This window comes from Corallococcus aberystwythensis (assembly GCF_003612165.1).
Classification (GTDB): Bacteria; Myxococcota; Myxococcia; order Myxococcales; family Myxococcaceae; genus Corallococcus; species Corallococcus aberystwythensis.
In genome coordinates this window covers 1-15676 of record NZ_RAWK01000239.1, presented here as the reverse complement: position 1 = coordinate 15676, position 15676 = coordinate 1, and the positions used below count along the sequence as shown (strand labels likewise).

At 68.6% G+C, this 15676-nt stretch carries 10 protein-coding genes and 1 pseudogene; 6 read left to right on the top strand and 5 right to left on the bottom strand.

The window, feature by feature from the left end:
• From D7W81_RS31290 to D7W81_RS31280, 3 genes and pseudogenes are all read right to left on the bottom strand, one after another.
• Positions 1-586 (bottom strand): annotated as a pseudogene (locus tag D7W81_RS31290) (GldG family protein); the annotation flags it as partial.
• Positions 587-588: 2 nt separating this feature from the next.
• Complete coding sequence (locus D7W81_RS31285; protein ID WP_120559065.1) at positions 589-1392, bottom strand: ABC transporter permease; 804 nt, start codon at positions 1390-1392, stop codon at positions 589-591.
• 17 nt (positions 1393-1409) lie between these two features.
• Positions 1410-2153, bottom strand: a complete 744-nt coding sequence (locus D7W81_RS31280) for an ABC transporter ATP-binding protein (protein ID WP_208721527.1) — start codon at positions 2151-2153, stop codon at positions 1410-1412.
• A 42-nt stretch (positions 2154-2195) separates the two neighbouring features.
• Here D7W81_RS31280 and D7W81_RS31275 point away from each other — a divergent pair, with 42 nt between their 5' ends.
• The gene (locus D7W81_RS31275; protein WP_120559064.1) at positions 2196-3389 is read left to right on the top strand and encodes an aspartate kinase; all 1194 of its coding nucleotides are present in this window, start codon (positions 2196-2198) and stop codon (positions 3387-3389) included.
• A 164-nt stretch (positions 3390-3553) separates the two neighbouring features.
• A complete protein-coding gene (locus D7W81_RS31270) occupies positions 3554-6142 on the top strand; it encodes a N,N-dimethylformamidase beta subunit family domain-containing protein (protein WP_120559063.1) in 2589 nt (862 codons plus the stop codon).
• Here D7W81_RS31270 and D7W81_RS31265 read toward each other — a convergent pair whose 3' ends face one another.
• The gene (locus D7W81_RS31265) at positions 6143-7084 is read right to left on the bottom strand and encodes an ATP-binding protein (RefSeq protein ID WP_120559062.1); all 942 of its coding nucleotides are present in this window, start codon (positions 7082-7084) and stop codon (positions 6143-6145) included.
• A gap of 81 nt (positions 7085-7165) precedes the next feature.
• Positions 7166-7822, bottom strand: a complete 657-nt coding sequence (locus D7W81_RS31260) for a hypothetical protein (RefSeq protein ID WP_208721526.1) — start codon at positions 7820-7822, stop codon at positions 7166-7168.
• A gap of 294 nt (positions 7823-8116) precedes the next feature.
• Here D7W81_RS31260 and D7W81_RS31255 point away from each other — a divergent pair, with 294 nt between their 5' ends.
• The 4 genes from D7W81_RS31255 to gltG all read left to right on the top strand — a co-directional run bounded on the left by D7W81_RS31255 (position 8117) and on the right by gltG (position 15612).
• The gene (locus D7W81_RS31255) at positions 8117-11710 is read left to right on the top strand and encodes a tetratricopeptide repeat protein (protein WP_208721524.1); all 3594 of its coding nucleotides are present in this window, start codon (positions 8117-8119) and stop codon (positions 11708-11710) included.
• Entirely contained in the window at positions 11710-13155 is a 1446-nt protein-coding gene (gltE, locus tag D7W81_RS31250; RefSeq protein WP_120559059.1) for an adventurous gliding motility TPR repeat lipoprotein GltE, read from the top strand. Before D7W81_RS31255 ends, gltE begins: the two co-directional genes overlap by 1 nt.
• 143 nt (positions 13156-13298) lie before the next feature.
• The gene (cglF, locus tag D7W81_RS31245) at positions 13299-13562 is read left to right on the top strand and encodes an adventurous gliding motility protein CglF (RefSeq protein WP_120559058.1); all 264 of its coding nucleotides are present in this window, start codon (positions 13299-13301) and stop codon (positions 13560-13562) included.
• Between the two features lie 85 nt (positions 13563-13647).
• A complete protein-coding gene (gltG, locus tag D7W81_RS31240; protein ID WP_120559057.1) occupies positions 13648-15612 on the top strand; it encodes an adventurous gliding motility protein GltG in 1965 nt (654 codons plus the stop codon).
• Positions 15613-15676: the final 64 nt, after the last annotated feature.

The following is a 15676-nucleotide window of genomic DNA, read 5'->3' as shown; positions in this document are numbered from 1 at the left end:
GGGGCAGGGGGGTGTGGGGCGCGGCGTCGCCCTCGCCGCGCGAGACGACGACCAGCGTCTGCCCTTCCTTGAGCTGGTACTTCGCGGCCAGGGAGGGCTCACGGCGCGGATCCACGAAGGCGTAGTCGAACGCCTCCGGTGCCGCTTCGTGGTAGCGCCGGAACAACTCCTCCAGCTCGCCGTAGGACGGATGCGTGGGCGGAACGAGCGCCAGCGCGTGGGCCTTCTCCTTCAGCCCCGCGAGCGTCTCCACGGTCTGCGGCGAGAGCGAGAAGATGCGCTCCCGCGTCAGGTCCCACCGCTGGTTCCTACGGAACGCGAGCACGTTGAGCGCCACCAGCACGCCCAGCACCGCCAGCGTGGTGAGCAAGGACGACGCCAGGAACCGTCCCGTGCGGCGCGTTCCCGCGCGGCCCAGCTCCTGCCGGTGCGCGACGACGTAGGCCGCGAGCATCGCCGCGCCCAGCACCGCCTTGCCTCCCGCGAGCGCCACGCTGCCGGAGGTGAGGAACAGCGTGAGGGGACTGGACAGCAGGAGCAGCAGGCCAAAGGCCCCCAGCACCCGGGTGACGTGGGTCGCTCTCATGGTCACGCGTAGCGCTGCGCTTCCACCGCGCGGTGGGTGAGCAGCAGCGAGAACAGGATGACGGACGCGAAGAACACCAGCGCCTGCACCTCCAGCACGCCCTGGATCATCCCCTGCAACTGCGTGTCGAAGGACAGGTAGGCCAGGAGCGAGCGCAGCGGCTCCGCGGTGGACTGGGCCACTCCGCGCAGGAGCATCCACGGCAAGAGCACGGTGAAGGTGAGGAACGCCGCCAGCATCTGGCTCTCCGTCAGCGCGGAGATGAACAGCCCCACCGCCATGCAGGTCGCGCCCCAGAGCAGCACCGCGCCGTAGCCCAGCAGCACGGTGGGCCACTCCAGCGCGGAGCCGGACGGGCCCGAGCCCACCACCGACAAGAGCACCGGGAACACCAGCGTCAGCCCCAGCGTGACGAAGATGAGCCCCAGGCCGCCCAGGTACTTGCCCAGCACGATGTCCACCGGCCGCACCGGCGTGGTGAGCAGCAGCGCGAACGTCTTCTGGCGCTTCTCCTCCGCGAACAGCCGCATGGACAGGAAGGGCGCGACGAAGAGCGTGATGATCAGCACCACGCCCCACAGCTGCACCACCACGCCGTCCGTGAGATTGCGGTAGACGATGGAGTCCGGAGGCAGCCGGCTCCAGCCGTGCTCGCGCGCCAGGGACTGCACCTGCTGGAACTGCTCCAGCAGGCTGACGAAGAAGAACGACGAGAGCGCCGCCATCGCCGTGAACACGGCATAGGCCCACGGGGTGGTGAAGGCGACGGCCAGTTCCTTGCGGGCGATGGCCAGGGCGGTGCGCATGCGCGGAGGGTTCCTGTTCAGGCGGCGGTCAGCTTGATGAAGACTTCTTCCAGCGACGCGTCCTCGGCCTGGCCGTGGGACCTCGCCAGCTGGTCGATGGCGTCATGGGCCACCACGCGGCCCTGGTGGAGGATGAGCACCTTCTCGCACGTCACCGTGACCTCCGGGAGGATGTGCGTGGACAGGAGCACCGTGTGCCTGCCCGCGAGGCTCCGGATCAACGCGCGCAGCTCCGCGCGCTGCGCGGGGTCCAGGCCTTCGGTGGGCTCATCCAGGATGAGCACCGGCGGCGAACCGAGCAGCGCCTGCGCGATGCCCACGCGCTGCTGGTAGCCCTTGGACAGGTTCTGGAGCACGCGGCCCATCACGTCGTCCACGCCCGTGAGCCCCGCCACCCGCGCCACCTCCGCCTTCACCGCGCGGCCGGGCACCTGCTTGAGCGCGGCGACGAACGCCAGGTAGCCGTGCACCGTCAGCTCCGGATACAGCGGCGGCGTCTCCGGCAGGTAGCCGATGCGCCGTTTGACCTCCATCGGGTGCGTGGACACGTCGAAGCCCGCCACCTTCGCGCTGCCCTCGGACGGAGGCAGGAAGCCGGTGAGGATCTTCATCGTCGTGGACTTGCCCGCGCCGTTGGGGCCCAGGAAGCCCAGCAGCTCCCCCTCACCCACGGTGAAGGACAGGTCCTGGATGGCCACGCGATCCCGGTAGCGCCGGGTGAGATTGCGCACCTCGATGATGGGCTTCTCGGTGATTGGCATGCGCGGGGGCGAACTCTACACTGCCCCGGAAGCGAGGCGTGGATGCCAATCGTGGTGCAGAAGTACGGCGGCTCATCGGTCGCTGACGCGGAGAAGCTCGGCAAGGTCGCGCGCCGCGTGAAGCAGAAGCGGGACGCGGGCTATCAGGTCGTCGTCGTCGTCAGCGCCATGGGCGACACCACGGATGACCTGCTGTCGCTGGCCAAGAGCGTGTCCCAGGACCCGCCCCGGCGTGAGCTGGACATGCTCCTCACCTGCGGCGAGCGCATCTCCATGGCGCTGTTGTCCATGGCGCTTCAAGAGCAGGGCGTGCCGGCCATCAGCTTCACCGGCAGCCAGAGCGGCATCATCACCAACGACGCGCACGCCCAGGCGCGCATCGTGGAGGTGCGCCCGTACCGCATCCAGGACGAGCTGGCGCACGGCAAGGTCGTCATCGTCGCGGGCTACCAGGGCGTCTCCTACAAGAAGGAGGTGACGACGCTGGGACGCGGCGGCTCGGACACCACCGCGGTCGCGCTGGCGGCGGCGCTGGACGCGGAAGCGTGTGAAATCTACTCGGACGTGGACGGCGTCTTCAGCGCGGACCCCCGCGTGGTGCCGGACGCGCGCAAGCTGGAGTCCCTGAGCTACGACGAGATGCAGGAGCTGGCGAGCGCTGGCGCCAAGGTGCTCAACGCCCAGGCGGTGGAGTGGGCCAAGGCGCGCGGCATCACCATCCTCGCGCGCACCGCGCATGGCCAGGGCACCGGCACCAGCGTGCAGGAGCTGGCCGTGCCCACCGACAGCCGCGTCAAGGGCGTGACGGCGGACTCGGAGATGGCCGTGCTCGTCACCCACGCCAGCGTGCCCCTCCAGGAGCTGCTGGAGTTCCTGGACGCGCGCGCGGTGCGCGGCCGCACGCTCGCCCATGACGGGCTGCCGGGCGCGCCGGGGCGCACGTACCTGGCCGTGCCGCTCGCGGACATCCATGGTCCGGAGGCGCTCCAGCGCGAGCTGTCCACGCGCTTCGGCGCGGGCGTGGAGTGGCGGGACGGCTGGGGCACCGTCACCTGCGTGGGCGTGGGGCTCAACGCGGACTGGGTGCCGTTGCGCAAGGCGTTGTCCGCCGCCGAGGCCCTGTCCGCCCGGGTGCACGCCGTGAGCACCTCGCCCCTCCAGGTGACCCTCCTGGTGGACAAGGCCCACCTCAAGACACTCACGGCCCGGCTGCACCGCGAACTGCTCGGTAGCTGACACGCCCCGTTCCTGCCCAACCTGCGTTGATCCGGGGACTTGCGGGCTGTTCCTGCGGACAAGGCGACATCCAGCGTTGAACTTCCGTTCCCAGGAGGGGCAGGGCGCTTCCCTCTGCGAAGTCGATGCCTACCCTCCGCCCCTGACACCTTGGAGGGTTGGGCATGGGAGACGGGCGTCGCTGGATGGGGCTGGGGGTGGTGTTGGCGCTCCTGGTGACGGGGGTCGCTGGATGCAAGGACTCCGGTCCGGCTCCCGGCACGCCTCCCCCTGGCGACCGCCACGATGATCCACCCCTCAACAACGACGACGCGGGCGTCATCATCGGGCCGGACGGCGGCATCGTCGTTCCCGAATATGACGCGGGCACCCCGGAGGAGGAGCCGGACGCGGGCACGCTGCCCGACGGCGGCAGCGCGCTGCCCCAGCGCGACCCGGACGCCGTCCACAAGGAGAACCAGAAGAAGGGCACCACGGGCTGGCGCATCGACAAGAACGCCAACAGCCGGGAGATTGAAGGCTACGCCCTCAAGGCCACCCTGACGCAGGGCGAGTCGCTGCGCGTGGCGGTGTCGCTGTCGGAGTCGCGCAAGTTCAGCTGGTTCGTCTACCGCCTGGGCTACTACGGCGGCGTCGGTGCCCGGGAGGTCGCGCGAGGCGGCCCCGTGCAGGGCACGCGGCAGGCGGACTGTCCGGCGGATCCCACGACGGGCATCATCGCCTGTTCCTGGTCGCCCACGCTGGAGATCCCCGTTGGCGAGAACTGGGTGCGCGGCGTGTACGTGGTGAAGCTCGTGCGCGACGACCGTCCGTCCCGCTACGTGCCCTTCTTCGTGCGGGACGCCAACCCGCGCGCGGAGGTCGCGGTGCTCATGCCCACGGCCACCTGGGCGGCCTACAACACCTGGGGCGGCACCAGCCTCTACGATGATCAGAAGGGCGTGATGAAGGCGCAAGGCGTCGCGCGCGCCTTCCAGTCCTCCTACGACCGTCCCTACTACCGCGGCCAGGGCTCCGGACACCTGATGACGGACGACCTGAGCCTGGTGACGTGGCTGGAGTCCCAGGACCTGGACGTGGGCTACTTCACCGACGAGGACATGGACGAAACCTACGACTTCCTTCGCGGCGCGAAGGTGTGGGTGATGTCCGGCCACGACGAGTACTGGTCCTCCAAGCAGCGCGACTCCGCGGACCGAGCGCTGTCCGAAGGGCGGTCGCTCCTCAACCTGGGCGCGAACAACGCCTACTGGCAGGTGCGCTTCGAGCCCGCGGCGGACGGCCGTCAGCGCCGCGTGGTCACCTGCTACAAGGGCGCGCCCCAGGATCCGTACAAGGACCAGCGCAAGACGGCGAAGTTCCGCGACCTGCCCGCGCCCCGTCCGGAGAACGCGCTGCTGGGCGTGCAGTTCGCCGCGCGCTGGCACCAGTGGCCCTTCCCGACCGTCATCACCAACCCGGAGCACTGGGTCTTCAACGGCACGGGGTTCAAGGCCGGTGACACGCTCTGGATGGCGAACGGCTACGAGGTGGATCAACTGGTGTCCAACGGCCGCCAGCCGTCCGGCGTGGAGGTGCTCGCGGAGTCCCCGTCGCTGTCGCTCCAGGGCGGCTTCGGCTTCGCGCACATGGTGGTGCGCAAGCAGGGCGACGCGTACGTCTTCTCCTCGGGCGGCATCGACTTCGTGCAGAAGCTGGCCGGAGCCGGGGGCGGCGTGGCGGATCCGCGAGCGGGCCGCATCGTGGCCAACGTGCTCTACAAGGCGCTGGGCCGGAAGGTGCCGGGCGACCTGGTGAAGTTCCAGCCCCCGGCCTCGTCGGCGCCGGTGGGACCGTTCGCGGAGTCGGTGACGACCGTGGCGGGACAGCCCGGCAAGCGCTGCCACTCGGACACCAAGGTGGCGGCGGACGAACTGGGCGCGCCGCTCGCGGTCGCCGTGCTGCCGGACGGCGGCTGGGCGGTGGCGGACGCGCTGGGCAACAGCGTGAAGCGCGTGTCGCCGGACGGGAAGATCCGCACGGTGCTCACCAGGCTCGCGGGCCCCATGGGCATCGCCGCGGACGCGCTGGGCAACATCTACGTGTCCGACACGGAGAACGCGCTCATCCGCCGCATCACCCCTGACGGCACGTCGGAGGTCTTCGCGGGCACCACGTGGGGCTACCAGGACGGCCTCGCGCTGGCGGCGGCCTTCAACCAGCCCGCGGGCCTGTCCTTCACGCCGGACGGCACGGCGCTGCTCGTGGCGGACCTGAACAACAGCGTCATCCGCCGCATCGACATGGTGTTGCCCGGCAACCCGGTGACGACGCTCCAGGGCGACTGGCTCTACCGGCCCTCCGCCGTGGCGCAGGCGGCGGACGGCACCGTCTACGTCGTGGAGAGCGGCATGGCGCGCGTGGTGCGCGTGCGTGACGGCGTCACCACCGTGATGGCGGGCTCCACCCCCGGCTTCCGCGACGGGGACCCCAAGGAAGGGCAGCTGCTGCCGTACCTGGGCCTGGCGCTGCTGGCGGACGGCTCGCTCGCCATCTCCGACCCGGGCAACTACCGCGTGCGCCGGCTCGTCTTCAACGCGTCGGGCGAGCCGGAGAAGCTGACCACGCTCGCGGGCAGTGGCCGCTACGGCAATGACGACGGCGCGGGCAGGGATGCCCAACTGGTGCTGCCCGCCGGGCTCGCGGTGGGGCCGGACGGGACGCTCTACGTCGCGGACGCGGGCAACTCGCTGGTGCGAGCCATCAATCGCTGATCAGCGGCCCGGGTTGCGCATGCCACCCATGGGCGGCGGCGCGTCCATCTCCTGCCGCGTGCGCCGCCGGTCCGGGGTGTCGCGCGGCAGCTCCACGAAGGTGCACATCTCACAGAGCCGGCTGTAGATGCGCTCGCCCACGCGCTCGCGCAGCAGCTCCGCGTCCTTCATGGCGGAGCGGGCGTCGTCCGTGGCGCGGTAGCCCGAGGGCGCGCTGCTCCGGGCGCCCTTGCGCTCCGGCTCCAGCGAGTAGTTCGTGGCGAAGAGCGTCGTGCGCCCCGCGTTGTAGCGCCGGGCAATCAGCTCATCGAGCGTCTCCATCTCGAAGGGACTGCCGCGCCCCTTGCCCAGCTCGTCGATGGCGAGCACCTCCACCTCCGACAGCGGCCCGATGATCTCCCCGCCGCTCTTGCCGTCCTGGAAGCCGCGCCGGATGGTCGCGTAGAGGAGGGAGATTTCGACGTAGCGGGACTTCACGCCCATCTCCAGCACCAGGTGCCCGAGCGTCGCCGCGAGCAGGTGGGTCTTGCCCGTGCCCACCGGGCCGCTCAGCACGAAGCCCTTGTTGGTGGCGCCCTTCACGTACTGGTGGGCGAAGTGCATCGCCACGCCGCGGCCCCGGTCCTGCGCCTCGTTGAAGGGCCGGTAGTTGTCGAACGACGCGTGCGCCATGACGCCCGGCATCTGCACGTCGTTGTAGAGCGCCACCCGCGTGCGCCGGAGCGTGCACACGCACGGCTCCAGGACGTCATAGGTCCGGGCACCCATCTTCACGCTGAAGGTGCCTTCCTTCTGCACCAGGATGTGCCCACGTCCTCCGCACACCGGGCACGCTTCCGAGCACGTACACACCCGCGCCGACGCAAGCTCCCCGCGCCGCTCGATGAGGTACGTCCGCCCGCCGCACAGCCCACACGCCTCGCCGTTCGCCTTGGCAGCCATCGTGAGCAGCCAATAACACCGTCCCCCCCGGTCGTCAGCCCACTGGCCATCCGTTCAGGCCTGCGGCAGGGGACCCACCCCTCAGGTCTCCTTCATGTCCAGCCGCCGTCTGACGGCCGCCTGGAGGCGGAAGCGCCGGGCCACACGCCGCGCGCGGGCTGTCATCAGCTGTTGTTCACCGGTGCGCGCATCGCGCCACACCGTGCGTCGCTCCGGAAAGGGCAGGGCGCGCAACAAGGCCATCAGCGCCCACGCCTCCTGTTGATCCATCGCCGCGGGCTCGTGCGGAACGCACGCGAGCACCGTGTCCAGCAGCCGGTGCACCCGGGGCGCGAGCGCGGTCTCACGCTCCGTCAGGGCCCGCAGCGCCGCGCACAGCCGCGCGTGCCGCACCTCTTCCCAGGAGCGGGCAGGGCGCTTCTTCGAAGACGTGCGCGCCTCCGCGGCCTCACCCTGGCCCGCGGACAGGTCGCGGTACTTGCGGATCTCCGTCTCCACCTGGCGCCGGCACGCGCGCAGCGAACGGAGCACCGGCTCTCCCGGCCGCGCGTCCCACAGCGCCTTCTCCGCCGAGCGCGAGATGCCGCGCGCCACGACCTCGAAGGGCACGCCCTCCTGCGCCCACGCGGTGACGAGCGCCGTGTCCAGCGCGGACAACATCAGGCCCGCGCCGCGCACCGCGAGGAAGTAGTCCTGCACCAGCTCCTCGAAGCTGGCGCTCTCCGGCAGAAGACTCATGATCCGACGACCACTCCAGGCAGGGCGACCAGGCGAACAGCCGCCAGCCTCCCATACCTTCTGGGAGCGCTGGTGCAACCTTCCTGTCGCTGTCTGAAGCAGCCCGGATAGACAGCAAAGTTGAAGTTTTCTCGCCTGCTATCCAACGGACCGGACGTCCGTCCGTCCGAGTTGACCCGCCTTGCGCAAACCGCGCATAGTACGGGTCCCCTCATGGAAATTCCCGAAGATTCCCGGACACTTGCCAAGCAACCAGGCATCCCGGGACGCCGGTTCCCCGCTCCTAGGAAGACCATGCGCCGCTCGCTACTCGTTTGCCTCGTTCTCCTGACTTCCATGGCTTCGGCCCAGGAGAAGAAAGCACTGCGCGACGCTGACCTGGGCAAGAAGTCCACCACCACCGTGGACAAGTCCCTCGCTGGCGACATCACGCGCCCGAAGGAAGCCCAGCAGGCCGCTCCCGCGCTTCAATATGATCAGTTCCGCCTTGGCGTGGAGGTGCAGGTCGCCTCCAAGCGCCGCGAACAGATCGAATCGCTGAAGAAGATCATCTCGCTGTCTCCTGATCAGAAGGAGGCTCCCAGCCTGTTGTTCCGCCTGGGCGAGCTCTACTGGGAGGAGTCGAAGTTCTTCTTCTTCGAAGCCAACCGGAAGGACGACGAGCTCATCGTCGCCATGAACCGCAACGACGCCGCAGCCCAGCAGAAGGCCAAGGCGGAGAAGGCGGAGTTGATGGCGAAGGTGAAGGAGAACGGCAAGTACGCCGTCGAGCAGTACACGAAGATCGTCCAGGAGTACCCGAAGTTCGAGCGCACGGACGAAGTGCTCTTCTTCCTCGGCCAGTACCTGATGGAGGACGGCCAGGACAAGAAGGCGCTCGTCGCGTTCAAGCGCCTCATCGAGAAGCACCCCACGTCCAAGTACATCCCGGACGCGTACTTCGCCTTCGGCGAGTACTACTTCAACAACTCCAAGGGCAAGCGCCCGGAGCTGGAGAAGGCGCTCGCCGCCTACAAGAAGGCCGCCGAGTTCCCGGAGAACCAGGTCTACGCCTTCGCCCTCTACAAGCAGGGCTGGTGCTACTTCAACATGGGCGAGTACGAGTCCGCGAAGGACAAGTACAAGACCGTGGTCCTCTACGGTGAGCTGGCGGGCGCCGCCGCCGTGGAGAAGGACGGCAAGGCCAAGGCGAAGGGCTCGCTCGTGCGTGAAGCGCGCGCCGACTACGTTCGCGCCTTCGCCCGCGAGGGTGACGTCACGCAGGCCCGCGCGGACTTCGGCAAGGTCGCCACCAATCCGGAAGACCGCTTCGCGATGATGAAGCAGCTCGCGAACCTGTACTACGGCGACGGCAAGGACCGCGAAGCGGCCATCACCTTCAACTCGCTGATCAAGGAGAAGCCGCTGTCTCCGGAGGCCCCCGGCTTCCAGGGCAAGATCGTCGACTGCATCCTTCGCATGGGCAACAAGGAGCGCACCGTGGCCCAGGTGCGCCGGCTCGTGAAGATCATGAAGGACGTGGAGTCCTCCGGCGTCATCAAGGACGACAAGGACAAGAAGGCGCTCGCGGAGGCGAAGGAGCTGTCCGAGCGCACGCTCTCCAACCTCGCCGTCACCTGGCACAACGAGGGCAAGAAGACGCGCAACGAGGAGACCTTCAAGTACGCGGACGCCGTGTACAGCGACTACCTCACGCTCTTCCCGGAGAACCCCAAGGCGTACGACCTGCGCTTCTTCTGGGCGGAGCTCCTCAACGACAGCCTCCAGAACTTCGACAAGGCCGCCGCCAACTACACGCTCGTCGTCCTCCAGGACGCCAAGGTGCTGGAGGCCAAGGACGACAAGGGCAAGCCCAAGCCGGGCAAGCCGGGCAAGTGGCTGACCAACGCCTCCTACAACGCCGTGCTCGCCTATGACGAAGTGGTCAAGGCCGCTGAAGCGCGCGGCGAGGCCAAGTCCGAGTCCGCCGGCACGGACATCCAGAAGAAGATCACCATCCCCACGCTGAAGAAGTCGCTGCTCGACGCGTGCGAGCGCTACCTCAAGTACGTCCCCAAGGGCGACAAGCGCGTGGAGATCGCCTTCAAGGCGGCGAACATCTACTACCGCCACAACCACTTCGACGAAGCGGTGCTGCGCTTCAGCGAGATCGCGCTCGGCTACCCCGAGTACAAGTTCGAGGACGGCACGCGCGCCGCGGAGATCGCCGCCAACCTCATCCTGGACTCGTACAACCTGCTGGGCGACTTCGCGAAGGTCAACGAGTGGGCCCGCCGCTTCTACGCCAACGACAAGCTGGCCACCGGCAAGTTCCGCGACGACCTGGCGAAGCTGATCGAGCAGTCGTCGTTCAAGCTGGTCAGCCAGCTGGAGGAGAAGAAGGAGTTCTCCAAGGCGGCCGAGGCGTACCTGAACTTCGTCCACGACTTCCCGCAGACGGAGATCGCGGACCTGGCGCTCTACAACGCGTCCGTCGACTATTACAAGGCGAAGAGCCTGGACAAGGCCATCGAGGTCCGCAAGCGCCTGTTCGCGGAGTACCCCAAGTCCAAGTACGTGCCGGACTCCATCTACGCGAACGCGGAGGCGCTGGAGGCCATCGGTGACTTCGAGGAAGCGGCGGGCACCTACGAGCTCTACGTGCGCGGCTACGAGCGCAACCTGAACGAGAAGGGCGGCGCCCCGGCGGCGAAGGCCAAGGCGAAGAGCAAGGCCAGGGGCAAGGCGAAGCAGGCCTCCAACGACTCCGGCCCCGCGAAGCCCGCGGTGGTGCAGAAGTGGGACGAGTCCAAGGCGCAGATCGCCCTGTTCAACGCGGCCACCTACCGCGAGGGCCTGGGCCAGCTGAAGGCCGCGCTCAAGAACCGCGAGCACTACATCGAGCTGTGGCCCAAGTCGAAGGACGCGGAAGCCGCCTTCCTGTCCGTCGTGGATCTGTACGTGAAGCAGGGCGCGTACATGAAGGCCATCAAGCTGCTGGAGGAGTACGAGCGCGACAACATGCGCTCCCAGAGCAAGTTCCTCATGGCCGAGGGCCGCATCGTCGACATCTACACGAAGATGAAGAAGACGAACGATGTGCGCCGCATGAACAAGCGCATCTTCGAGTACTTCGACCAGCTGCCCCGCCGTCAGCAGACCTCGCTGGAGAAGCCCGCGCTGGCCGCCGCCGCGCAGGCGAACCTGCTGGCCATCGAGCCGGACTGGAACGAGTACAAGCGCCTGAAGCTGTACTGGGGCGTGCCCCCGTCGCCGGAGCGCTTCAAGGGCTCGCTGGCCGACAAGGGCCGCGCGCTGGAGGTCGTGCAGAAGAAGTACGTGCAGACCGTGGCCCTGGGCGCTCCGGAGCCGGCCATCTGCGCGCTGCAGCGCATTGGCCTCGCGTATGACCACATGGCGGAGCTCGTCGTGAACGCGCCCATGCCGCGCGGTCTGGACGAGGAGTCGCAGCAGGCCCTGCGCGACGAGTTCGCCAATCAGGCCCAGCCGCTCAAGGACAAGGCCACGGAGGCCTTCTCCGGCGCGGTGGCCAAGAGCCGCGAGCTGGGCGTGTTCAACGACTGCGCCGCGGCGAGCCTGAAGATCCTCCGCACCACCTACGCGCCGGACCGCTACCCGGAGGTGCTGGAGGAGAAGCTCGCGCTGAAGAACAAGGAATTGGTGCTGGGCGGCGACTTGTTGGCTGCCGTGCAGGACATCCCGCCCCCGGTCTCCAAGTCCGAGCCGGAGAAGATGGCCAAGAGCGAGGCGCTCAACGAGGACCTGTCCGCGCTGACCGATCAGCTGCGCCAGCAGACCGAGTCCGAGGTCGCCAAGCCCGCCGCCGCGTCCAAGGACGGCGCACCCAAGAAGACCGTTGATGATCAGGAGCCGGAGGACTTCCTCTAATGAATCGCATGCACCCGTTCCGCCCCCTCCTGCTGGCCACGCTGGCGCTGACCGCTGTCGGCTGTTCCACGACGCAGACCGCGGCCCCCTCGGCCGTGGCCAAGCCCGTCGCCGCCCCCACGGGGCCGGTGTCCATCTCCAACCGCGCCATGCTGCTGTTCGATGACGCGGTGAAGTCCTTCGACGCGCAGAAGAAGGCGAAGGCCTTTGACTACCCGTCGCTGGAGCGCAAGTTCCGCGCGGCCCTGGAGGCGGACCAGAACCTGGCGGAGGCCGAGTACAACCTGGGCGTCATCGCCGAGCGCATGGGCAAGCCCGACGAGGCGAAGGCCCGCTACGCGGCGGCCCTCACCAAGAAGCCGTCCCTGCGGCAGGCGTCGGACAACCTGGCCATCATGAAGCAGAACGGTGGCGACGTGGCCGGCGCGGTGGCGCTCTACCAGGACGTGCTCACGCGCTACCCGGACGACGCGGGCTCGCGTGCGCGCCTCGCGGAGATCTACCGGCAGAACAACGACCACGACAAGGCGATGGAGCTGTCTCGCGCCGCGCTCATGCGCGACCCGATGAACACCAACGCCCTCAAGGTGATGATCCGCAGCTACCTGGACCGCAAGCAGCTGGCCATGGCGAAGCTCGTCGCGCTGCGCGCGGTGAAGCTGGACGGCACGGATCCGGAGCTGCACCAGGCCGTGGGCCTCATCCTCCTGAAGGAGGGCGACCAGGAGGGCGCGCGCCTGCAGTTCAAGAGCGCCCTGGAGGCGAAGGCGGACTACGTGCCGGCGCACGTGGAGCTGGCCCAGCTGGCGCTCAACGCGGAGGACTTCCCCGGCGCGGAGGAGCACCTGCGCCGCATCCTGCAGTCGGACGGCAAGAACGCCGCCGCGCACGTGGACCTGGGCATCGCGCTCAAGGGCCAGGGCCAGTACGACAAGGCCATGCAGGAGTACGACGAGGCGGAGAAGCTCAACCCCGACCTGGGCGCCACGTACCTCAACCGCGGCATCATCCTGCACAAGGTGAAGGACGCCCCCGAGCGCGCGGTGGAGCTCTACAAGAAGTACGTCGCGCTGGCGGGCGGCGAGGTCGCGCTCAACGGCGAGGCCCCTGTCTTCGGCCTCATGCGCGAGGCGGAGAGCATCGTGCAGGCCAAGCGTGAGGCGAAGGCCGCCGAGGACCAGGCCAAGCAGATGGAGGCCCTCCAGGCCCAGCAGCAGGCCGCGATGAAGGCGGAGGAGGCCAAGCAGAAGGGCCAGACGCCGCCCCCGGGTCCGGGTGGAGCGACGCCCGTGTCCGGCACCGGCACCGCCCCGCAGGCCACGCCGGCCTCCGCGACGGGCACGCAGCAGCCGGCCGCGACCCCCGCAGCGGGGAAGCAGGCGGAGCCTGCCCAGAAGAATGCAGCCCCGGTGGACTCGGACGAGCCCACGGACGATCTGCTGTGATGTAGGAGTCGCCCGCCAGTGGCTTCACGCTGGCGGCGCGGCTCGGGAAGATGCGAACCTTGAGAGCCCCTCGCGCTTCATGGCGGGGGCCGCCATGCGGAAACACCAGTGGGCCTTCGGAAGGGGCCCCACGTGGAGGCAGGATGCGGAAGTGGCTGATGCTGTGCGTGACGCTGTCGGTGGCCCCGGCCTTCGCCCAGGACGAGGGCAAGGCGCAGGGTGAGGGTGGTGGCGCCAGGATGCAGAAGACGACCAACATCGACTTCGAGGACGACACCATTGAAGGTGACCTCACGAAGCCGGATGGCGAGTACGTCGAGGCGCGCAAGACCGTGAAGCACTCCAACCTGATCCGCATCCGCGAAGACTTCGAGGACAAGGTGATGCAGTCCGTGGGCGAGCTGTAATCCCCCTCCACGAACTGAAATCCGGCGGCGGGAACCTTCCGCCGGCACCGTTGTCCAAGAGCGCAAAGCATACCGGGAGTCCTCCATGGCCGTACCCCTGACACTCAAGGTCTTCAAGGGCGAGACGCTGGTCGCCTCCAAGGACTACGAGCGCGACATCATCAAGATTGGCCGTCTGTCCTCCGCGCACCTGTGCCTGGAGGATGACAAGGTCAGCCGCATCCACTCCGTCATCGAAGTGGCCGCCGACGGCTCCATGTCCATCATCGACATGGGCAGCGTCGAAGGCACCTACGTCAACGGCAAGCGCGTCAACAAGGGGCAGGTCTCCTTCGGTGACGAGGTCCGCGTGGGCGGCACCACCATCCGTCTGGAGAACCCGGCCGCGGTCGCCGCGGTGAACCTGGCCGCCGCCGTTGCCCAGGCGGACGCGCCCACGGACAAGAATCCCACCATCGCGCCGGTGGCCCCCGCCGCCGCCATCGCGCAGGCCGTGGCCGCGCCCGCTCCCGCTCCCGTGGCCGCGACGCCCGCGCCCGTCGCGGCGCCGGCCCCCGCGCTGGATGCGTCCGTCGCGCCCACGCAGAAGAACGCCGTGGCGCCCGCCCGCGCGCCCAAGGCCCCCGTGCAGGAAGAAGAGCACGAGGAGCAGGAAGCCGCGCCGCGCGTGCGCACCGTGAAGAAGACGAAGTCCAACGGCCCGCAGGGCGTGTCGCTGCGCCTGCTCTGGGGTGACCAGCGCGTGGGCGAGTTCTTCATGGCCCCCGGCGTGAAGAAGGGCTTCACGGTGGGCAGCGCCAAGGGCGTGGACTTCGTGATGGGCGACGGCAAGCTGGGCGCCCCCACCTTCGAAGTGCTGCGCACCGACGGCCAGTCCTTCACCGTGCGCTTCGTGCGCAAGATGAAGGGCGAGCTCACCCGCAAGGGCGAGACGCTGGACCTGGAAGCCGTGATGGAGTCCGGCAAGGCCTCCCAGGACGGCGACGCCTACGCGCTGACCCTGGAGGCGGACGACTTCGTCTGGGTGGACCTGGGCGGCCTCACGCTGGAGGCGCAGTTCCAGCCGGTGCCCAAGCGCGTCGTCGTGCCGGTGGGCGAGAACATCGACTACACGGCGCTCAACATCTTCCTGGTGATGTTCTTCATCGCCACCGCGTTCGTCATCCACTCCATGAACCAGAGTGGGGAAGGGGACGAGTACGCGGATGAGCTCGCGGGCAACGACGCGCGCATCGCGAAGCTGATCATCAAGGCTCCGGAGACGCAGAAGAACAAGTTCCTGGAGAAGCTCAACCAGCAGAAGGAGAAGAAGTCGGGCGAGATGGCCCAGAAGTCCCGCGGCGACGAGGGCCAGATGGGCAAGAAGGACGCGCCCAAGTCCAACAACCGCACCGCCCCCAAGGGCGACCCGAACAAGAAGGACGAGGCGCGCGCCCTCACCGCGAAGATCTTCGGCGGCGGCAAGGGCGGCATCTCCACCATCTTCGGCAAGGCGGGCCTGGGCGGCGAGCTCAAGAGCGCCATGGGCAACATGTTTGGCAACAAGACGGGCGACGCGGGCGGCTTCGGCGGCCTGGGGCTGCGCGGCAGCGGCGGTGGCGGCGGCGGCACCGGTGACAGCATCGGCATCGGCGGCATCGGCACCAAGGGCCGTGGCGGCGGCAGCGGCAGCTACGGCACCGGCGTGGGCACGCTCGGCGGCAAGCAGAGCGTGGACGTCGGCATCACCTCGTCGGATCCGGAGGTCATGGGCTCGCTGGACAAGGAGCTCATCCGCCAGGTCATCCAGCGCAACCGCGGGCAGATCCGCTACTGCTACGAGAGCCTGCTCAACCGCTTCCCCAAGCTGGGCGGCAAGGTGTCCGTGAAGTTCGTCATCAGCGCGACCGGCGCGGTGGCCACGTCCAACGTCGCGCAGTCCACGGCGGGCAACTCGGACCTGGAGACCTGCGTGGCGGGCCGCGTACGCACCTGGAAGTTCCCGGAGCCCAAGGGTGGAGGCTCCGTGATCGTCACCTACCCGTTCATCTTCAAGCAGGCCGGTGACTGACGTAGAATCAACACATCCGTGATTCCGCGCGGGCGGTCCTGGAGACAGGGCTGCCCGCTTCTTC